Annotated in this window: 22 protein-coding genes and 1 tRNA gene; 9 read left to right on the top strand and 14 right to left on the bottom strand. The window is 66.1% G+C overall.

Features of this window, described 5'->3' with window-relative positions:
• Positions 1-97: 97 nt before the first annotated feature.
• Complete coding sequence (gene trxA, locus RLQ26_07635; GenBank protein ID MEQ9088595.1) at positions 98-418, top strand: thioredoxin TrxA; 321 nt, start codon at positions 98-100, stop codon at positions 416-418.
• 65 nt (positions 419-483) lie between these two features.
• On the opposite strand, the gene RLQ26_07630 is transcribed toward trxA, so the two are convergent.
• The 11 genes from RLQ26_07630 to aroA form a co-directional block, all read right to left on the bottom strand.
• Positions 484-1,791: a folylpolyglutamate synthase/dihydrofolate synthase family protein gene (locus RLQ26_07630; protein ID MEQ9088594.1), complete on the bottom strand. Its 1,308-nt coding sequence runs from the start codon at positions 1,789-1,791 to the stop codon at positions 484-486.
• A gap of 28 nt (positions 1,792-1,819) precedes the next feature.
• Complete coding sequence (gene accD, locus RLQ26_07625; protein MEQ9088593.1) at positions 1,820-2,746, bottom strand: acetyl-CoA carboxylase, carboxyltransferase subunit beta; 927 nt, start codon at positions 2,744-2,746, stop codon at positions 1,820-1,822.
• Positions 2,747-2,759: 13 nt separating this feature from the next.
• A complete protein-coding gene (gene trpA / locus RLQ26_07620) occupies positions 2,760-3,611 on the bottom strand; it encodes a tryptophan synthase subunit alpha (protein MEQ9088592.1) in 852 nt (283 codons plus the stop codon).
• A complete protein-coding gene (trpB, locus tag RLQ26_07615) occupies positions 3,608-4,798 on the bottom strand; it encodes a tryptophan synthase subunit beta (GenBank protein ID MEQ9088591.1) in 1,191 nt (396 codons plus the stop codon). The genes trpA and trpB overlap by 4 nt, the downstream gene beginning before the upstream one ends.
• A 181-nt stretch (positions 4,799-4,979) precedes the next feature.
• Entirely contained in the window at positions 4,980-5,642 is a 663-nt protein-coding gene (locus tag RLQ26_07610) for a phosphoribosylanthranilate isomerase (protein MEQ9088590.1), read from the bottom strand.
• A gap of 3 nt (positions 5,643-5,645) precedes the next feature.
• Positions 5,646-6,377 carry an orotidine-5'-phosphate decarboxylase gene (gene pyrF / locus RLQ26_07605; GenBank protein ID MEQ9088589.1) on the bottom strand — a complete coding sequence of 244 codons (732 nt, stop codon included), beginning with the start codon at positions 6,375-6,377 and terminating at the stop codon, positions 5,646-5,648.
• A gap of 121 nt (positions 6,378-6,498) precedes the next feature.
• Positions 6,499-6,837, bottom strand: a complete 339-nt coding sequence (locus RLQ26_07600) for a LapA family protein (GenBank protein ID MEQ9088588.1) — start codon at positions 6,835-6,837, stop codon at positions 6,499-6,501.
• An 18-nt stretch (positions 6,838-6,855) separates the two neighbouring features.
• The gene (gene ihfB / locus RLQ26_07595) at positions 6,856-7,140 is read right to left on the bottom strand and encodes an integration host factor subunit beta (protein ID MEQ9088587.1); all 285 of its coding nucleotides are present in this window, start codon (positions 7,138-7,140) and stop codon (positions 6,856-6,858) included.
• Positions 7,141-7,546: 406 nt separating this feature from the next.
• Positions 7,547-9,334 carry a 30S ribosomal protein S1 gene (gene rpsA, locus RLQ26_07590; protein MEQ9088586.1) on the bottom strand — a complete coding sequence of 596 codons (1,788 nt, stop codon included), beginning with the start codon at positions 9,332-9,334 and terminating at the stop codon, positions 7,547-7,549.
• A gap of 136 nt (positions 9,335-9,470) precedes the next feature.
• The gene (locus RLQ26_07585; GenBank protein MEQ9088585.1) at positions 9,471-10,196 is read right to left on the bottom strand and encodes a d(CMP) kinase; all 726 of its coding nucleotides are present in this window, start codon (positions 10,194-10,196) and stop codon (positions 9,471-9,473) included.
• Positions 10,197-10,199: 3 nt separating this feature from the next.
• Complete coding sequence (gene aroA / locus RLQ26_07580) at positions 10,200-11,594, bottom strand: 3-phosphoshikimate 1-carboxyvinyltransferase (GenBank protein MEQ9088584.1); 1,395 nt, start codon at positions 11,592-11,594, stop codon at positions 10,200-10,202.
• A 42-nt stretch (positions 11,595-11,636) separates the two neighbouring features.
• On the opposite strand from aroA, the gene RLQ26_07575 reads away from it, so the two are divergent.
• The 4 genes from RLQ26_07575 to RLQ26_07560 all read left to right on the top strand — a co-directional run bounded on the left by RLQ26_07575 (position 11,637) and on the right by RLQ26_07560 (position 14,120).
• Positions 11,637-12,074, top strand: coding sequence for an FYDLN acid domain-containing protein (locus tag RLQ26_07575; GenBank protein MEQ9088583.1), 438 nt, complete (start codon positions 11,637-11,639; stop codon positions 12,072-12,074).
• A 45-nt stretch (positions 12,075-12,119) separates the two neighbouring features.
• Positions 12,120-12,195, top strand: a tRNA-Ala gene (locus RLQ26_07570).
• A 157-nt stretch (positions 12,196-12,352) separates the two neighbouring features.
• The gene (locus RLQ26_07565; GenBank protein MEQ9088582.1) at positions 12,353-13,072 is read left to right on the top strand and encodes a BON domain-containing protein; all 720 of its coding nucleotides are present in this window, start codon (positions 12,353-12,355) and stop codon (positions 13,070-13,072) included.
• Complete coding sequence (locus RLQ26_07560) at positions 13,065-14,120, top strand: hypothetical protein (GenBank protein ID MEQ9088581.1); 1,056 nt, start codon at positions 13,065-13,067, stop codon at positions 14,118-14,120. Before RLQ26_07565 ends, RLQ26_07560 begins: the two co-directional genes overlap by 8 nt.
• 36 nt (positions 14,121-14,156) lie before the next feature.
• On the opposite strand, the gene RLQ26_07555 is transcribed toward RLQ26_07560, so the two are convergent.
• Positions 14,157-15,143: a ribose-phosphate pyrophosphokinase gene (locus tag RLQ26_07555; protein MEQ9088580.1), complete on the bottom strand. Its 987-nt coding sequence runs from the start codon at positions 15,141-15,143 to the stop codon at positions 14,157-14,159.
• 147 nt (positions 15,144-15,290) lie between these two features.
• Between RLQ26_07555 and RLQ26_07550 the strand changes: the two genes are divergently transcribed.
• The 4 genes from RLQ26_07550 (at position 15,291) to RLQ26_07535 (ending at position 17,118) form a co-directional block, all read left to right on the top strand.
• Complete coding sequence (locus tag RLQ26_07550; GenBank protein ID MEQ9088579.1) at positions 15,291-15,500, top strand: hypothetical protein; 210 nt, start codon at positions 15,291-15,293, stop codon at positions 15,498-15,500.
• 3 nt (positions 15,501-15,503) lie between these two features.
• Complete coding sequence (locus RLQ26_07545; GenBank protein MEQ9088578.1) at positions 15,504-16,205, top strand: phosphoribosyltransferase; 702 nt, start codon at positions 15,504-15,506, stop codon at positions 16,203-16,205.
• Positions 16,206-16,298: 93 nt separating this feature from the next.
• On the top strand, positions 16,299-16,772 hold the full coding sequence (locus tag RLQ26_07540; GenBank protein MEQ9088577.1) for an Hsp20 family protein: 474 nt from the start codon (positions 16,299-16,301) through the stop codon (positions 16,770-16,772).
• A 127-nt stretch (positions 16,773-16,899) separates the two neighbouring features.
• Complete coding sequence (locus RLQ26_07535; protein MEQ9088576.1) at positions 16,900-17,118, top strand: DUF1150 family protein; 219 nt, start codon at positions 16,900-16,902, stop codon at positions 17,116-17,118.
• A gap of 58 nt (positions 17,119-17,176) precedes the next feature.
• Here RLQ26_07535 and ptsN read toward each other — a convergent pair whose 3' ends face one another.
• Positions 17,177-17,641: a PTS IIA-like nitrogen regulatory protein PtsN gene (gene ptsN, locus RLQ26_07530; protein ID MEQ9088575.1), complete on the bottom strand. Its 465-nt coding sequence runs from the start codon at positions 17,639-17,641 to the stop codon at positions 17,177-17,179.
• 24 nt (positions 17,642-17,665) lie between these two features.
• Entirely contained in the window at positions 17,666-18,256 is a 591-nt protein-coding gene (raiA, locus tag RLQ26_07525; GenBank protein ID MEQ9088574.1) for a ribosome-associated translation inhibitor RaiA, read from the bottom strand.
• Positions 18,257-18,374 lie beyond the last annotated feature (118 nt).

Below are 18,374 nucleotides of genomic sequence, written 5' to 3'. Positions count from 1 at the left end.
TGACGGGCCGTTTTACGTCCCCCGACAGATCGTGGCGACTGCGCATACCCCTTAACACGTCGCGCCGTCCGGCTCGGCACAGATCAAGGTAGGAAACATGGCTGTCATTCACGTCACAGACGCGAGTTTCGAAGACGAGGTTCTCAAGTCCAAAGGCGCCACCGTTGTAGATTTCTGGGCCGAATGGTGCGGCCCGTGCAAGCAGATCGGCCCGATCCTCGACGAGCTGGCGGCCGAGATGGATGGTCGGGTCACCGTCGCCAAGGTCAATATCGACGATAACCCGCAGACGCCGACGAAGTACGGTGTGCGCGGCATTCCGACGCTGCTCCTCGTGAAAGACGGGCAGGTCGCTGCCACCAAGGTCGGCAGCATGCCGCGGTCCGAGCTTTACGAGTGGGTCGAATCCAAGATTTGACGCATCCGAGACAGGATGTGTTGCAGGCGGCCCCGGCGTGTCCGGGGCCGTTTGCTGTCGGGGCCCTAGCTGTTGTCCCGCAAGACATCCCCCGCCAGATAGAGCGAGCCGGTGATCAGGACGCGCGGCGCTCGCGCACGCCCGGTTACCGCCCTGACCGCCGCCCGTGAATCCGGCGCGGTCTCGAACCTGAGGCCGAGGTCGTGGCAGACCGCCCGCGTCCGCGCGTCCGGTACCTGCTCGTGATCGGGCGGAAGGGGGATCTGGATGACGCCCTCGGCAAGCCCGGCAAAGGGGGTTAGAAACCCGACCGGATCCTTCACCGACAACATGGCGAAGACCAGATAGAGAGGGGCCGGCGCCATGGCGCGGAAGCTGTCGGCGAGGACCCGGCCGGCGGCCGGATTGTGTCCGCCATCGAGCCATAATTCGCCGCCCGTTTCCGTCATGAGTCCGGCGAGCGGGCCGCGCGTCAGCCGCTGCAGGCGGGCCGGCCAGTCGGCCCGGCGCAGGCCGTCCGCGATCGCGCCGGCCGGCAGGCCGGGTGCAGGCAGGCGGCGCGCGAGCGCGACTGCGCAGGCAGCGTTTTCGGCCTGGTGAGCACCCGGAAGGCGCGGTTGCGGCAGCACGAGCTGGCCGGCAGCATCTTCATACTGCCACGTCAGCGCCTGGGCTGTGGGGGCTGTCGCCCGCCACTCGATGTCGGCGCGAAACAGCGGTGCGTCGATGTCGCGGGCGCGTGCCTCGATCACCGCTGCGGCGACCGGGTCCTGACGGGCAATGACGGCCGGCACGCCCGGCTTCAGAATGCCGGCTTTCTCGCCGGCGATCTCTTCGAGGGTGTCGCCCAGAAATTGCGTGTGATCGATGCTGACGGGTGTGATCGCAACCGCGGCCGGCCGGGCGATCAGATTGGTGGCATCGAGACGTCCGCCGAGGCCGGTCTCCAGCAGGACGATATCGGCGGCGTGTTCGCGGAACATCAGAAAGGCGGCCGCCGTGGTGATTTCAAAAAATGTGATGGGGTGTCCGTCATTCGTGGCCTCTGTGCGTCGCAGGGCATCGATCAGCGTTGCATCGTCCACGATCTCGCCGGCCAGCCGGAACCTTTCGTTGAACCGGACCAGATGGGGCGATGTATAGACATGGACGCGCTGTCCTGCCGCCTCCAGCATGGCCCGGAGAAAGGCGAGAACCGATCCCTTGCCATTGGTGCCGGCGACGTGAACCACGGGCGGCAGATGCTGTTCGGGGTGGCCGAGCGCGGCCACGAGCCGTTCGATCCGGCCGAGAGACAGGTCGATGACCTTCGGGTGGAGCCGGGCGAGCCGGGCCAGAATGTCCGCGAGTTCGCCTGGCGCGTCCCGGGTCACGGCGAAGTTTCCATCCCGGCGGTCGGCGTCAGGAAGTTGCCGGTCCGGCCTGAAGCAGCGACTGCCGCTGGCTCCGTCCGCGCAGGGCCACCACTTCGCCGCCCGGCGCCGGATTGCGCAGCATATCCACTAGGCGTCCCAGCGTGTCGCGCAGATCGCGCCGGTGGACCACCATGTCCACCATGCCATGCTGCAGGAGATATTCGGAACGCTGAAACCCTTCCGGCAGGGTCTCGCGGATCGTTTCCTCGATCACCCGCGCGCCGGCAAAGCCGATCACCGCGCCGGGTTCCGCGACCGCGATATCGCCCAGCATCGCAAACGAGGCCGATACGCCACCGGTCGTAGGATCGGCCAGAACCACGATATAAGGCAGGCCGGCTTCCTTGATTTCCTCCACCGCAATAACGGTGCGCGGCAATTGCATCAGCGAGAGGATGCCTTCCTGCATGCGTGCGCCGCCAGAGGACGGGATGGCGATCAGCGCCGCCTCTTGCAGGACGGCCAGCCGCGCGGCCGCGATCAGGGCTTCCCCCACGGCAAGACCCATGGAGCCGCCCATGAAATCGAAATTGAACACTGCCGCGACCACCGGATTGCCGCCGACCTTGCCATGCGCCACTTCCAGCGCGTCCCTGGCTCCCGTCGCGGCCTGGGCCTTCTTCAGGCGGTCGGGGTAGCGCTGGCGGTCCCGGAACTTGAGCGGATCCTGAATCGTATCGGGCAACTCGATAGTCCGATATTGCCCGTCGTCGAAAATCTGGGCCAGGCGCAGTTCGGGCTTGAGCCGGAGATGATGATCGCAATGGGTACAGACAAAGAGGTTTTCCTCCAGCTCGCGATGGAAAATCATCTGTCCGCAGGCGGGGCACTTGCGCCAGAGATTGTCCGGCACTTCTTTCTTGGAAACGAAAGCCCGCACCTTCGGGCGTACGAAATTCTTGAGCCAGTTCATCGTCTCTCGCCTCCTAGTTGCTCCGGGCGTCCCGAATCCCGGCCGCCAGCTCGCCGACGAACGCCAGCGTATCCGCGACCAGATCGGCGCCGGCGGCGCCGGCTGGCGTCAGGTTTTGCGCCAGCCGGCCGACCAGGGCCGAGCCCACGACCGCTGCATCGGCGTGGCGGACAATATCACGCGCCTGGCCCGGCGTCTTGATGCCAAAACCGACCACGACGGGCAGGTCCGTCTGCGCGCGAATGGGTGCGAGGGCGCGGGCGATATCTTCAGCCGGCGCCGAATGTGTGCCGGTGATCCCGGCGACCGCGACGTAATAGAGAAACCCGGCCGCGCCATCTAGGACCCGCGACAGGCGCGCGCCCCGCGTCGTTGGCGATGCCAGCCGGATCACCGCGAGGCCGTATTCGGCCGCGGGATGGCGCAGCTCCGCGTCTTCTTCGGGCGGCAGATCGACGACGATCAGCCCGTCGGCCCCTGCTTCGGCCGCGTCCCTGGCGAAGCGCGTGACACCATAGGCGTAGATCGGATTGAAATATCCCATGAGAACCAGCGGCGTTGTCGTGTTTGCGCTGCGAAACCGGCGCACGATTTCGAGGGTCGTGCGCATCGTCGTGCCGGCCTTGCGGGCGCGCAGCCCGGCGGCCTCGATCACGGGCCCATCGGCCATGGGATCGGAAAACGGCATGCCAAGTTCGACGATGTCCGCGCCGGCGCCAGGCAATCCGTTCAGGAGTTCGAGAGAAGTTTCCGCATCCGGATCGCCCGCCATGGTGAAGGTCACGAGCCCGCCGCGCCCTTCCTGCTTCAGACGGGCGAATGTTCTGGCCAGGCGTCCGCTGCCGGGAGTCGGTTCGGGCGTCATTCTTGCGCCGTCCGGTCCAGCCCCGTACCCAAAGCGTCGGCGACCGTGAAAATATCCTTGTCGCCCCGGCCGCACATGTTCATGACCAGCAGGTGATCCTTCGGCAGATCGCCCGCCGTCTTCAAGACATGCGCCAGCGCGTGGGCGGGCTCGAGCGCTGGAAGAATTCCCTCGAGCCGGGCACAGCGCTGGAACGCGTCGAGCGCCTCATCGTCGGTGGCCGCGACGTAGCGCACCCGGCCCGCATCGTGCAGCCAGGCGTGTTCGGGCCCGATGCCAGGATAATCCAGCCCGGCCGAAATCGAGTGCGCCTCCGTGATCTGGCCGTCGGCATCCTGAAGCAGATAGGTGCGGTTGCCATGCAGCACGCCGGGCCTGCCCCGGTTGAGCGAGGCGGCGTGGCGGGCCGTCTCCAGCCCCTCGCCTGCCGCCTCGACGGCGATCATGGCGACGTCCGGCTCGTCCAGAAACGGATAAAACAGCCCGATCGCATTCGATCCGCCCCCGATACACGCAACCAGAGAATCCGGCAGGCGGCCTTCCGCCTCGGCCATCTGTGCGCGCACCTCCTCGCCGATCACAGACTGGAAATTGCGCACCATTTCGGGGAAGGGATGTGGTCCGGCCGCGGTTCCGATGAGGTAATAGGTATCGTCCACATGGGCGACCCAATCGCGCAGCGCTGCGTTCATGGCATCCTTGAGGGTGCCCGATCCGCTCGACACGCTTCTGACCTCGGCGCCCAGCAATTCCATGCGAAACACGTTGGGGCGCTGGCGGCGGATATCCTCCTCACCCATATAGACAACGCAGGGGAGATCGAAGAGGGCGCAGACCGTTGCCGTCGCCACGCCGTGCTGGCCTGCGCCGGTCTCGGCGATGATGCGGGTCTTGCCCATGCGCCGTGCCAGCAGGATCTGGCCGAGCGTATTGTTCACCTTGTGCGCGCCGGTGTGGTTCAACTCGTCGCGCTTGAAATAGATCCTGGCGCCGCCAAGTTCCTCGGTAAGACGCTTCGCCAGATACAGCGGGCTGGGGCGGCCGACGTAATGTTTGAGATACCAGGCAAGCTCGTCGGCGAAGGCTGGATCCCGGCGCGCCGCCGCGTAGGCCTCCGTCACCTCGCCAACAAGCGGCATCAGCGTTTCGGCCACATATCGCCCGCCGTAAATTCCAAAATGGCCCATCTCGTCGGGGCCGCCTCGAAAGCTGTTGGGTGGGGTCCGTGGGTTCGGGCCGGGTTCTCGGGGCACGCTTGTTTCCGTTTTCAGGGTTCGGCCTGGGGTGCCGGAGGATCGAGGCCGGAATGAACCACAGGCGGGGAAAAAAATCAAAGCCGGCGCCGGGGTCCAGCCGGCCGAGAGGGTGCTATTTCCCGGCCCGGATCACGGCGGCGGCGGCGAGGAACTCGGCCACGCGGCCGGGATCCTTGTGGCCGGGCCGGTCCTCCACGCCGGACGACACGTCTACCCCTTTCGCGCCGCTCGTCGCCACGGCCTCGGCCAGATTGCGGGCGGTAAGACCACCCGCCAGAAGCCAGGGTCGGGTCGTTTCCAGGTCGCGCAGCAATCGCCAGTCGAAAGTCCGGCCGTGGCCCCCCGTTCGGCTCGCCGCTGCGGGCGGGCGGGCGTCGAACAGGAACCGGTCCACGGCGCCGGCGCCGCGGTCGAAGAGCCTTGTGCGGGCCAGGTCGCCCGCCTCATGTACGGGCAGCGCGCGCCAGATTCCGAGCCCGGTGCGCGCACGCAGGGCAGCCACGCGTTGAGGAGTTTCCCGGCCATGAAGCTGAAGGGCCGTCAGCTTCACGGCGGCCAGCACGCTGTCGATCAGCGTGTCGTCGGGATCGACGAAAACCCCGATCCGGCCGATGGGCGGGGGGACGCGGGCAGCCAGCGCCGCGGCCGTCTCGGCCGTGACGAAGCGGGGTGATTTCTCGACAAAGACGAACCCGGTAAAGGCGGCGCCCCCGGTAACGGCCGCATCCACGGCGTCGGCGCTGGTCAGGCCACAGATCTTGACGTCAAGCGGCATGTCTCAGCCCCTGGGGGGGTGCGCGGCGGAGATTTCGGCTGCGATCTTGCGCGCCGCCGCCGCCGGATCTTCCGCTTCGGTGATGGGCCGGCCGATCACCAGGATATCGGCGCCCATATCCATGGCCTCACGGGGCGTCGTCACCCGTTTCTGATCGCCCGCCACCGCCCAGCCGGGCCGGATGCCAGGCACGACCAGCCGGATACCCGCCCCCATCCGGGCGCGCAGCCGCTTGATCTCGCGCGGCGAGGCGACGATGCCGTCGGCGCCCGCGCCGGCAGCCAACACGGCCAGTCTTTCGACCTGGTCCGCCACGGGTCCCGTCTGGCCGACGGCCTCGAGATCCGCCTCATCGAGCGAGGTGAGAACCGTCACCGCGAGGACAAGCGGTTGCCGGCAGCCCGCCGCCGCCGCGCCGTCGCGGGCAGCTTCCCGGGCGGCTGCGATCATGGCCGGGCCGCCGCTGGCGTGCACGGTCAGCATATCGATATCGAGTGCCGTCGCCGCCCTGACGGCGCCGGCGACAGTATTGGGGATATCGTGAAACTTGAGGTCGAGGAAAACCGGCAGCCCGGTCTCCCGAAGTTCCCGGACGCCCGCCGGCCCGTGGGCGGTAAAGAACTCCTTGCCCAGTTTCAGCCCGCCAACAGCCCCTGCCAGGCTTCTCGCCAGGCCCCGCGCCCGCTCGAGGTCCGGCGTGTCGATGGCGACGAAGACAGGTGACGGGCTGATCATGGGCGTTCCAGGCCGGTTCTGGGGTGGCTCTGGGGCAGTTCCGGAGCCGGGCGGTCTCCTTTAGACCGTCGCCTCGAAATTGAAAACCCCACACCCGACGCGCTCTGATCGGGCCGCATCCTCAACGATGGGGGATCGAGATCAGGCGGCCGTCGTCATCGGTGGTTGCCGGCTCGCCCGCCGGCCTGTCGACGCGAAATTCGGCGCGCGCCGCATCCAGCCGGGCCAGTTCGCGCTTGCGCTGCTTCGCCAGCCGCCGCCAGCGCCAGAGCGGCGCTATCATTACCAGCCCGCCGGCCAGAAAGCCGGCGGCGAAGGCCACGATCCAGGTGACGAAGAGTGGCACTTCCAGCGCCCAGGGGAGGGGCCAGAGATTGACGCCCACGGCCTCGCGATTGGTCACGGCAAAGACCATGACCAGCGCGACGACGATCAAGAAAAGCCAGGATGCGGCTTTCACCTTAGCTTACCGGCTGCACTAATCGCCATGGTTCAGGCGTTCGCGCAGCTCCTTTCCGGTCTTGAAAAACGGGGTGAATTTGGACGGCACATGGACAGTCTGACCGGTGCGAGGGTTGCGTCCGACGCGCTCGTCGCGCTTTTTTACCGAGAACGCTCCGAAACCGCGCAACTCAACCCGGTCGCCCCGTGCCAGAGCCTCGGTAATCTCGTCAAAAATCGTGTTGACGATGCGTTCCACGTCTCTCTGAAACAGATGCGGATTCATCTCCGCCAACCGCGCGATCAGTTGCGACTTGGTCATTCCTACTTCCCCGAGGCCGGCTGGCGCGATGATCTGTGCCCGCCGGCGTTATGCCCGCCGGCGGGCCTGAGGCCGTCTTGCGAGCTTGGGCTGAGCGTGCCAAAGCCCCCCCAGCCCGTCAAGTCTAAGTCTCTCAGAAAACTGGACTTTTTGGGCTGGCGGGGGTTCATGGCCGGGGGGAAATGGCTGAAATCCGGTAGTTTTCGCCACATTTCCGGGGAGCCGGCCTGGCGGACCGAAGCCGCTGATATCGCGCCAAGAATCCGGATCCGGGTCGCAGCAAAAAAAACCGCCCCGGCGTGACACCGGGGCGGCTTTCAGAAATCGGCCCGGCAGAAATCGGCCGGGCGCGTGGCCGGAACGGGTTTTCGGTTCGGGCCGGCCGTTTCGGGCGGGAAGGGCGCGGCTAGGCCTTGTCGCCCCCGTCCGTATCCTCTTCCGCGTCGGCCTCGGAATTCTCGTCCGAGCGCGAGTCTTCCGTGGCGTTCTCGGTCGCCTTGGAAATTGCCGGCCCCAGGATGTCACCCAGGCTGGCCCCGCTGTCGGACGAGCCATATTGCTGCATGGCTTCTTTTTCCTCAGCCGCTTCCTGCGCCTTGATGGACAGGCTGAGCCGGCGGTCCTTGCGGTCGATCGACGTGATGCGGGCATCCACTTTTTCGCCCACGGCAAACCGGTCAGGGCGCTGCTCGCTCCGCTCCTTGGACAGGTCGGTCCGGCGGATGAAGCCCGGCACCTTGTCATTCACCATGACCTCGATTCCGCCCTCGGTGATGGCCGATACCGTGCAGGTCACCACATTGCCTCGCCGGATGCCCTCGAAAGCCCCTTCCATCGGGTCGTCCTCAAGCTGCTTGACGCCCAGGCTGACACGTTCTTTGTCGACGTCCACGTCAAGTACCTTGGCTTTGATGACGTCGCCCTTGTTGTACCTCTTGAGGGCTTCCTCGCCCGGCTCGTGCCAGTCCAGATCGGAAAGGTGAACCATCCCGTCGATATCGTCAGTCAGGCCGACGAAGAGACCGAATTCGGTGATGTTCTTGATTTCGCCCTCGATGATCGAATCGACCTGGTACTTCTTCTCGAAATCGGTCCAGGGGTTTTCCTGGGTCTGCTTGAGGCCGAGGCTGATGCGCCGCTTCTCCGGATCGATGTCCAGCACCATCACTTCGACTTCCTGGCTGGTCGACACGATCTTGCCCGGATGAATGTTTTTCTTCGTCCAGCTCATCTCGGAAACATGGACAAGGCCCTCGACGCCGGGCTCCAGCTCGACGAACGCGCCGTAGTCCGTGATGTTCGTCACCCGGCCGGTGTAGCGTCCGCCAATGACATATTTCGCGGCCACGCCGTCCCAGGGGTCGGGCTGAAGCTGCTTCATGCCAAGGCTGATCCGCTCGGTCTCGGGGTTGAAGCGAATGACCTTTACTTCCACCGTCTCGCCGACATTGAGGACTTCGGTCGGATGATTGACCCGTTTCCAGGCGATGTCGGTCACGTGCAACAGTCCGTCGACGCCGCCCAGATCGATGAAGGCGCCATAATCGGTGATATTCTTGACCACGCCCTTGAGCACGTCGCCCTCGCGCAGATCTGCGACCAGCTTGGAGCGCTCCTCCGCGCGCGATTCTTCCAGAACCACGCGGCGGGAGACGACGATATTGCCGCGCTGGCGATCCATCTTGAGAATCTGGAACGGCTGAGGCTGACCCAGCAGGGGTGTGATGTCGCGGATCGGCCTGATATCCACCTGGCTGCCAGGCAGGAAGGCCACGGCCCCTGACAGGTCCACGGTGAACCCGCCCTTGACGCGGCCGAAAATCGTGCCGGTGACGCGTTCACTGTCGGCGAAGGCTTTTTCCAGCACGGTCCAGGCCTCTTCGCGACGCGCGCGTTCGCGGCTGAGCACGGCTTCACCGTTGCGGTCTTCCATACGCTCGATAAAGACTTCGACTTCGTCGCCCGGTTTCAGTTCGGGGCGGATCGCGGGCGGTCCGAACTCGCGGAGCGGCACGCGGCCTTCCGACTTGAGGCCGACATCGACGAGAACGGCGTCGTTCTCGACCGAAATGATCCGGCCGGCGACGACCTGGCCCTCGAAGCTGCCGCTGTCATCGAGCGATTCGTTGAGAAGGTCTTCAAAACTTTCCGAAGGCTTGGGCGCCTCGGCGGGAATGGTGGAACTGTCAGACATAAAATTTCCTTTGTTCGTTTCTATTCGGGCCACCCGGTTGTCTCCGGGGGTCTTGGGTTGCGGTTGTCTCCCTCTCGCCAGTCGGGCGACCGGCGCGCCTGTCGGGCGGCAGGTGTGATCCGGAGCAAAGAGGGGATCAGATGTCCTGGTCCAGCGTGGCGGAGATATGCTGCACAGCCATGTCGAAGACTTGGTTTGCGTCCATCTCGCTGGTGTCGAGAACGAACGCGTCTTCCGCGGGCTTGAGGGGCGATACGGCCCGCTCGCTATCCCGACTGTCGCGGTCCACGAGGTCCGCCAGAACGCGGGCCTTTATAGCGGCGACCCCGCGGTCCTGCAACTCCTTGAGCCGCCGGTCCGCCCGAACTTCCGGGCGCGCCGTCACGAACAGTTTGATGGACGCCTCGGGCCAGACCACGGTGCCGATATCGCGCCCGTCCAGCACCGCGCCCCGGGGCCGGCCGGACGGGCCGTTTCCCGCTTCCGCCGGCAAAAGGGCTGATTTCGGCGGGTTTCGGGCGAAATCCCGCTGATAATCGCGCAACGCCGCGCGCACCTCGGGGATCGCGGCCACCCGCGAGGCCAGCCGGCCCGTATCCTCGTGGCGGAGTTCCGGATCCACCAGATCAGCCGGCTCGACGCACCTGGCCGCCAGGGCCGCCTCGGCCGGGGCGGGGTCGGACCCGGCCGGGTGCCCCGCGCGGCGCAGCCTGAGGGCCGTGGCGCGGTACAGGCTGCCCGTGTCGAGATAGGCGAGCCGGTAATGAGCCGCGAGCTTTCGCGCCACCGTGCCCTTGCCCGCGGCCGAGGGGCCGTCGATGGCGATCACCAGGGGCGGCTCCTGGCCGTCTGTTGTCCCCATGGCCTAGGGTTCCTTCCGGCCGTCGGTGATCTTCGCCCCCAGCCCGCGCATGACCGCCTGGAAACCGGGAAAACTGGTTTCGATCATTGCCCCGTCATCGACGGTGACGGCGTTTTCGGCGCCCAGCCCCAGCGTGAGGAAGGCCATCGCGATCCGGTGGTCGTGGCGGGTCTCGATGGGCGGAGCGCCTTCCGCAATGCCACGCGGCGGCTGGCCGGTGCCGTGAATCTCCATCCAATCCTCGCCCGCCTCGGCCCGGACACCGGCGGCGACCAGCCCCTTCATCATGGCGGCGATCCGGTCGCTTTCCTTGACCCGCAATTCGCCGATCCCGTTGAAGCGCGTCGTCCCCCGCGCATAGGCGGCGGCGACGGCGAGGACGGGATACTCGTCGATCATGCGCGCGGCCTGGCTCGCCGGCACATCGACACCGCGCAGTTCCCCGAAGCTGACGTGCAAATCGCCCACAGGCTCGCCCGCCGCCCGCCGGTCGTTCTCGACGACGATATGGGCGCCCATCTCCTCGAGCGTATCCAGAAAGCCGGTGCGCAGCGGGTTGAGGCCGATATTGGCGAGCCGGACCGACGATCCCGGCACCACCAGCCCGGCAACGATCGGGAAAGCGGCCGAGCTGGGATCGGCCGGCACCGTCACCGTCCGACCGGTGATCTCGGGCTGCCCCGTTACGGTGACCGCGAGCGCTGCGTCGCCGGCTTCGGGCGCCGGCTCGGTCGTCACCTCGACGCCGAAATGACGGAACATCAGTTCGGTATGATCGCGTGTCGGTATCGACTCTATCACCGTGGTGCGGCCGCGGATGTTGAGACCGGCCAGGAGCACCGCCGATTTGACCTGCGCAGACGCGACGGGGCTCGCGTAGGCAATCGGCACGGGGCTGGATGTGCCCCGAATCGTGACCGGCATGCGCCCGTCCTGGCGCGTCATCGCAACGGCGCCGATTTTCTCGAGCGGTGCGGTCACGCGCCCCATCGGGCGCTGGCGCAACGACTGGTCACCAGTAAAGACCGCCTGTATCGGATGGCTCGCGACGAGACCCATCAGCAGGCGCGCGCCGGTACCGGAATTACCGAGATCGAGTACATCCGCCGGCTCGCGAAGCCCGCCTATGCCGACACCGCGGATCCGCCACGTGGCGCCATCCGGGTCGCGCGCGATGCGCGCGCCGAAGGCTTCCAGTGCGCGCGCGGTCCGGCGCACGTCATCACCCTCGAGCAGGCCCGTGATCTCGCTGTCGCCAATGGCGAGGGCGCCCATGATGAGCGCCCGGTGCGAAATGGACTTGTCGCCCGGCACGGCGGCATCGCCCGAAAGCGGGCCCGACGGCGCGGCGGTGAGTGGCTGAGCAGTCAGGGAAACGCTCCTTTCACGTTCAGGCAAGATGGCCCAACAGACGGCTTGCCGGCGCCCCGGATTTTACTTTTGACACTTGCGGCGGATCATGGCAATTGGCTTACCGGACTCGATTGGCCCGGAATCTTCTGTCCGGAAACAGTTGGAGAGGACCTTTTGGGCAAGGACAAGCTAGGCACGAAGCGCGGTTGCCAGGCCTGCGGCGCTCCGTTTTATGACCTGAACAAAGTTCCGCCGCTCTGTCCCAAATGCGGCGCGGAGTTCAAGTTCAAGGCCGTCAAACCGAAGAAGCCGAAGCCGGTGGAAAAGGCGGAGCCCAAGAAGGCTCGTCCGGAAGCGGACAGTGACGATAGTGACGACGGTATCGATATCGATCTCGAGGAGGCCGATATCGACGATCAGGACGATGACGAGGAAGAGTCGGTTATGGAAGACACCTCAGACTTCGGCGAAGATGACGATGTCGGCGTCGGGGTCAAGCCCAGCGTCCACGATCACGAAAAATAGCCGCCCGGGGAAAAAACCGCTAAAGTCGGGGCGGATATTGCGGACGGGGCCATAGCTCAGTTGGGAGAGCGCTACACTGGCAGTGTAGAGGTCAGGGGTTCGAATCCCCTTGGCTCCACCATCCCCCTCCTCCACCACCATCCTCCTCCATCCTCCTCCTCAATATTCTTCGACAAACCGCATTTGACGCCTGACGCCCGTCCTTTGACGCAGATCAGCGCGACATCGGCTCGGCCGGCTCATCCTTGAAAACAGGGTGCGCGGAAAGGCCAGGCGTGGTGGAACGGCAGGAAATTCTCGATCGGGTGCGCCACGCGCTTGCGAGCGAAGCGGCGATCGGCGCCAGGGCCTCGTCGATCCGGCTCGCGCTCGATGGCGGCACCCTCACCATGACCGGCGAGGTGGCCGACATCAGTGTCAAGAAGCTGGCCCTCGAAGCGGCGGCTGGCACGGCCGGGGTCGAGGGCATCCTCGACCGCCTCCACGTGCGCCCGGCGGCCCCGATGGGGGACCGGGAAATCGCCCGGCATGTCTGCGACGCCTTTTTGCAGGAGTCTGCCTTCGGCGAGTGCGCCATAGGCATCCTTGGCAACGGCGAGAGGGAGATGGCCCGCGCGCCCGTTGCGCCCCGGGGCCACCTCGAGATCGCCGTTGCCGACGGCGTCGTTACGCTGAACGGCGCCCTGCCCGGCCTCGTCCGCAAGCGCCTCGCGGGGGTGCTGGCCTGGTGGGTGCCGGGCAGCCGGGATGTGATCAACGGCATCGCCGTCGAGCCGGAGGAGACCGATTCGGATCATGCGATTGTCGAGGCCGTCCGCATCGTTCTCGAGAAGGACCCGTTCGTCGATGCTTCCCAGATCCGGATTGCCGCGCGTCACGGGGTCGCGCGGCTGACCGGGCTGGTGCCGACCGATTCGGAGCGCGATATGGCGGGATTCGATGCCTGGTATGTCTTTGGCGTTGATAAGGTGCTGAACGAAATCCAGGTGCATGCCTGAGCCGACGGGGCCGGCGCGTGATCCCGCCCGCGAAACCGTGCCGGTGGCGCGAAAGGTGGCCTTCCTGCGCGATCCCGGCGCCTATCCCGACCACCCCCGCCGGATCGACGTGGTCGAAACCCATATGTCCTGGGTCTTTCTTACCGACGATTACGCCTACAAGCTCAAGAAGCCGGTCACATGGTCGTTTCTGGATTTCGGGACCAGCGCCGCACGGCGGTTCTTTTGCGAGGAGGAGGTCCGTCTCAATCGCCGGCTCGCGCCCGATGTTTATCTGGGCGTGGCTGCCCTGACGGATGAGGGCCCCCGCGGGCTGGCGCTCGACGGCCCGGGGGTGGCCGTGGACTGGCTCGTGCGGATGCGCCGGCTGCCTGAGGCGGGAACGCTGAAAAGCCGGATCGGTGCGGGGCAGGTGCGCAGGCCCGACATCGTCGCCCTGGCCCGTCTCCTTGCCGGGTTCTATCAAAAGGCGCCGGTCGAGCCGATCGCGGCCGAGGTGTATGTGGGCCGGATTCATGACACGATCGAGGAGAACCTGGCTGTCCTCTCGGACCGGCGCTACGGCGTAAGCGCCGAGCTGGCGAGGCCGGTTCTGGCGGCGCAGCAGGCGTTTCTCGCTGGCGCGGCGGAGCTCTTTCGCATCCGCGTCGCGGCCGGGCGCATCGTCGAGGGCCATGGCGACCTGCGTCCCGAGCACGTCTATCTCGGCCGCCGGCCGCTCGTGACCGATTGTCTCGAATTCAATCGCGCGTTCCGCATCATCGATCCGGCCGACGAGCTTGCCTATCTGGCGATGGAATGCGCGTTTCTGGGCGCGGCCGAAATCGGCCCCTGGCTTTTCGAGACTTACGGCGCCGAGACCGGCGACCGGCCCCCGCCCGCGCTGATCCATTTTCACAAGAGTGTGCGGGCCGGCATCCGGGCCAAGATCTCGGTCTGGCATCTCGATGACGCCTCGGGTCCCGACCCCGCAAAATGGTCCTGTCTGGCCGGGCGTTACCTGACTTTGGCCGGGCGTGATATGGCGCTCGCCCAGGGTGCGGCCTGACCGCCCGGCTCACCCCCTGCGGGCGAACGGCTGCGCTCAGGGTTCGAACAACGCGGTCACCGACCCGCCGGCGTGCATCCGCCCGATGGCCTCGGCAAAAAGCGGCGCGGCGGTCAGGACCGTCACCTTGCGCTGCCCGAGCGCTGGATCGAGCCGGAAGGGGGGAACGGTATCGGTAATCACAAAACCGTCAAAGGCCGGGTCCGCGACCACCTCGGTCGCGCCTGGCATGAAGAGCCCGTGCGTGGCGACCGCGAAAACGCGCCGTGCGCCGCCGTCGCGGCAGGCACGGGCCGCGCGCAGCATCGTGCCGCCGGTGCTGATGAGATCGTCGAGAATGATGACCGTCCCATTCCGGACGTCGCCGGTGAGCCGCTCGCCGCTGACCACGCCCGCGCTGCGGCGTTTTTCCATGAAGGCACTGCCGCAGGGCTGCCCGCTTGCCGCCTCCAGAACAAGGCGGAAGGATTCGGCGCGCTTGATGCCGCCGATATCGGGGGAGGCCACGACAAGGGGCGCATCTGACTCGCGTGCCGCGAAATGGCGCGCGAACAGACCGGCCGCCTCGAGATGCACGGTCGGGCAGCGGAAGGCGTTCTGAAAGGCGGCAAGATTGTGGACATCGATCGTCACGATCGCGTCCGCCCCCATCGCCTCCGCGAGCTGGGCGACGTAGCGCGTCGTCACCGGATCACGGCTCTTGGTCCTGCGGTCCTTGCGCGCATAGCACAGATAGGGGGTGACGAGGGTCACCTGTCGGGCGCCGGCATCCCTGAGCGTGGCTGCGAAAAACAAAAGCCGGCAAAGCTTGTCATTACCGCTCAGGCACGGGTCGCCATGGAGCGACTGCACGATGTAGGCGTCCCGGCCACGGACCGTTTCGAGCGGCCGGATCTTGTGTTCGCCGTCGTCGAAGTGCCGCTCTTCATGGCGTGCGAGGCCGAGGCCGAGATGTGCGGCCATCGCCTCGCCGAAGGCCCGGCTTTCGCTCAGCGCGAACAGGGCCGCTTCATCCGTTCCCATGCGCCCGACCGTAGGAGATGGCCTGATCGACCCTCTGGCCGGGATGGCAGGCCGGGCCGATGTCGTCGCCGTCTTCGTCATGGGCCACCTTCGCCATGGGCCACCTTCGCCATGGGCCATCTTCGCCATGGGGCGCGGGGGAGCGAAATGATCTGGGTCATTCCGGAACGTGCCGCCGGCTGTCATGGGTTGAGCATCCATCCCACCCCGCCGTGCAGGGAAAAAGATGGCGCCCGCCGGCTCGAGATCGTGGTCGGTGCGCCCCATCTTTTTGCGAAGCCAGGCGCCCTGGACGAGGTCGTGAGCCTGGCCGGCGCGGGGTCTCGCGCCCATCTCGTTCTGGCGACGGAGGTTTAGCACATGTTCAGGGACCGGGAGGAAGCAGGCCGGGAGCTGGGCGAGCGCCTGCGTCCGCTTGCCGCGAAATCGCCGGTGGTGCTGGCGGTGCCGCGCGGCGGTGTGCCGATCGGCCTTGAGATCGCCCGTGCCCTCGCCGCACCGCTCGACCTCGTCCTGGTGCGCAAGATCGGCGCCCCCGCGCAGCCGGAACTCGCCGTGGCGGCGGTGGCGGACGGGGACAATCCGCAGATGATCGTGAACGTGGATGTCGCGCGCCTGCTGGACATCGACGAGACTTGGCTCGAAATGGAAAAGCGACAAAAACTGGCGGAAATCGAACGTCGCCGCCGGGCCTATCTGGCCGGCCGGGTGCGTATTCCCCTGGCCGGCCGGACCGTCATCGTCGCCGACGACGGCATCGCGACCGGCGCAACGACGCGCGCGGTGCTGCAAAGCGTGCGAGCCGCGGGCCCGCGCGAAATCATCCTCGCCATTCCCGTCGCGCCGCCCGAAACCGTAGCGGCACTCGAATCCGAGGCGGACCGGATTGAATGTCTCGAACAGCCATCGCGTTTCGGTGCGATCAGCATGTTCTACGAGAATTTCCCGCAGGTCGGGGATGACGAGGTGCGCCGGCTCCTGGATGAGGCGGCGCGGCTTGCCGGATCCCGCCCGCCGGAAAGCCCGGGCTCAGGACACGGTTTCACGCGAAACGTGGAATAGAGATTATAAATCAGTGCCTTATAGGTACTTGAAAACGCGCCATTCTTTCCCAAATGTAATGCCGAGCGACGACAATGATCGAGGAACGGGTGCATGGCGCGGATGTCTTTATTCGATAGCCCCTTTCTTCTTGGGTTCGACCAGTTCGAACGCGCCCTGGACAGGGTGAGCAAGGCGTCCAGCGACGGCTACCCGCCCTACAACGTCGAACAGGTGGGTCCCGAACATCTCAGGATCACGCTGGCCGTGGCGGGGTTCGGGGCGGACGACCTGGCGGTGACCGTGGTTGACAACCAGCTTGTGATCGCCGGGCAGCAGGCCGAGGAGCCTGACCGCGTCTATATCCATCGCGGCATCGCGGCGCGGCAGTTCAAGCGCGCCTTCGTGCTGGCCGACGGGATCGAGGTGGAAAGCGCGGATCTCTCCGACGGTCTCTTGAACGTGACGCTGGTGCGGCCGGTGGTGGAAAAGGCGCCGCGCTCGATCCATATCCGGGCCGGCGCGGCCGCGGGTGACGGCCGGGGCCGTGCGCTCAACGTGACAAACGAGGGCGGCGTCCGGCGCTGAGCGCCGGGGGAAGCAAAACCGTACGCCGTCAAATCGAACGAAATGGGGAGGCGAAAGTGAAGGCCGGCGCCGCGTGGGCGGGCCGGCAAAGAGAGGCCGCTGTAACAGGGCCTGAAAGGAGCACGATATGTTGAATACGACCGACGCATTGAAGGGTCTGACGGCCCAGGATTTCGCTGCCCTGGGCATGGAAAGCCTCGCCTACGTGGCGCCGCAGATGGTGGATGGCCGGATCCAGTTCGTCATTCACACGGCCGACGGGAACGCTGTGGGGATGGCTGAAAGCCGCGACCTCGCATTCGCCGCTGTCAAGCAGCACGGGCTCGATCCCGTGAGCGTCCACTAGCGGTTCCGGAAAAAACGAGACTAGAGGGCTCGCCGCCCGCGCCAGTTCCTGGCGCGGGTCAGGCGGCGTTGCTGGTCGCCTCGCTCGTCAGCACGGCATAGAGCGCATCCCCGCCACTCGATCCGCGCAGCTTGTCGCAGATGCCCTGATTGCGCAGCAGGCGGGAGATTCGCGCCAGCGCCTTGAGGTGATCGGCGCTCGCGGTTTCCGGCGCCAGCAGAAGAAAGATGACGTCGACCGGCTGATCGTCGATCGAATCGAAGTCGATCGGCCGTTCCAGCCGCGCGAAGATGGCATAGATCCTGTCCAGCCCTTTCAGCTTCCCGTGCGGGATCGCCACGCCGGAACCGATGCCGGTTGTCCCCAGCCTCTCGCGCTCCAGCAGGACCTCGAAAATTTCGCGCTCATCGAGCCCCGTCAGGTCGGCCCCCTTGCGGGCGAGCTCTTGCAGGGCCTGCTTCTTGCTGCCTGCCTTCAGGTCCGAGATGACGCCATCGGGCGTAATCAGGTCGTGCATATCCAAGGATAAAACCTTTCCGGTTTTCCGCTACGACAGTTTTGCGAGGTCCGTCTCGACCCAGCCGATATTGCCGTCAGGCCGGTGGAAGACCATACCGATCCCCCCGGTTTGCTTATTGCGGAACATCATTGCCGGCAGATCTGCGAGTTCCATCCGCATCACGGCTTCGCTCACGCTCAACGTCTCCACGGCCGTTTCCATGTCGGCCACGATGACCGGTCCGTCGTTGCCGGCCTCTTCCGCCGTTTCGTTTTCGTCTTCGTCCTGGTGTGGCGCGATCACGCGTTGCTGTGCGGGCAGCCCCACCACGTCGCCGTGGTTTCTGTGATGGTCGCGCAGGCGGCGCTTGTACCGCCTGAGCTGCTTCGCGATGCGGCTTGCCCCCGCGTCGAACGCTGCATAGGGATCGGCCGCCTCGCCGTGGGCTTGAATCAGGATTCCTCGCCCGATATGCGCTTGAATGTCCGATCGGAAGAGGTGCGCCTCCTTGGAGAGCACCACGGTGCATTCCATCGGGTTCTCGAAGTATTTCGCCGTGACGGCTTCGACCGCCTCGGTGATGTGGGTGCGCAAAGCGTCCCCGACGTCAAGCTGCTTGCCTTTGACAGAAACCTGCATGGATGACTTGCTCGAAGATTGGCTCGACAGGCCGGGTGCCGCCAGGGGGCCCCTGGCCAGGGCGGCGCGACCATAGGTGCGGGGCGAGGGGGAGTCAACTCTCGCTTGGCTTTGCCTA

The organism is Alphaproteobacteria bacterium, assembly GCA_040220875.1.
Lineage (GTDB): Bacteria > Pseudomonadota > Alphaproteobacteria > JAVJVX01 > JAVJVX01 > JAVJVX01.
This window is presented reverse-complemented; position numbering and strand designations above follow the sequence as displayed.

Excerpts from the sequence above, each read along its gene's own strand:
- rpsA (MEQ9088586.1), bottom strand. The coding sequence starts at position 9,334 with ATGTCTGACAGTTCCACCATTCCCGCCGAGGCGCCCAAGCCTTCGGAA.
- trxA (MEQ9088595.1), top strand. The coding sequence starts at position 98 with ATGGCTGTCATTCACGTCACAGACGCGAGTTTCGAAGACGAGGTTCTC.
- RLQ26_07560 (MEQ9088581.1), top strand. The coding sequence starts at position 13,065 with ATGCCTGAGCCGACGGGGCCGGCGCGTGATCCCGCCCGCGAAACCGTG.
- trpB (MEQ9088591.1), bottom strand. The coding sequence starts at position 4,798 with ATGGGCCATTTTGGAATTTACGGCGGGCGATATGTGGCCGAAACGCTG.
- RLQ26_07545 (MEQ9088578.1), top strand. The coding sequence starts at position 15,504 with ATGTTCAGGGACCGGGAGGAAGCAGGCCGGGAGCTGGGCGAGCGCCTG.
- RLQ26_07585 (MEQ9088585.1), bottom strand. The coding sequence starts at position 10,196 with ATGGGGACAACAGACGGCCAGGAGCCGCCCCTGGTGATCGCCATCGAC.
- RLQ26_07555 (MEQ9088580.1), bottom strand. The coding sequence starts at position 15,143 with ATGGGAACGGATGAAGCGGCCCTGTTCGCGCTGAGCGAAAGCCGGGCC.
- RLQ26_07540 (MEQ9088577.1), top strand. The coding sequence starts at position 16,299 with ATGGCGCGGATGTCTTTATTCGATAGCCCCTTTCTTCTTGGGTTCGAC.
- pyrF (MEQ9088589.1), bottom strand. The coding sequence starts at position 6,377 with ATGATCAGCCCGTCACCTGTCTTCGTCGCCATCGACACGCCGGACCTC.
- RLQ26_07535 (MEQ9088576.1), top strand. The coding sequence starts at position 16,900 with ATGTTGAATACGACCGACGCATTGAAGGGTCTGACGGCCCAGGATTTC.
- RLQ26_07550 (MEQ9088579.1), top strand. The coding sequence starts at position 15,291 with ATGATCTGGGTCATTCCGGAACGTGCCGCCGGCTGTCATGGGTTGAGC.
- ihfB (MEQ9088587.1), bottom strand. The coding sequence starts at position 7,140 with ATGACCAAGTCGCAACTGATCGCGCGGTTGGCGGAGATGAATCCGCAT.
- trpA (MEQ9088592.1), bottom strand. The coding sequence starts at position 3,611 with ATGACGCCCGAACCGACTCCCGGCAGCGGACGCCTGGCCAGAACATTC.
- raiA (MEQ9088574.1), bottom strand. The coding sequence starts at position 18,256 with ATGCAGGTTTCTGTCAAAGGCAAGCAGCTTGACGTCGGGGACGCTTTG.
- accD (MEQ9088593.1), bottom strand. The coding sequence starts at position 2,746 with ATGAACTGGCTCAAGAATTTCGTACGCCCGAAGGTGCGGGCTTTCGTT.
- RLQ26_07610 (MEQ9088590.1), bottom strand. The coding sequence starts at position 5,642 with ATGCCGCTTGACGTCAAGATCTGTGGCCTGACCAGCGCCGACGCCGTG.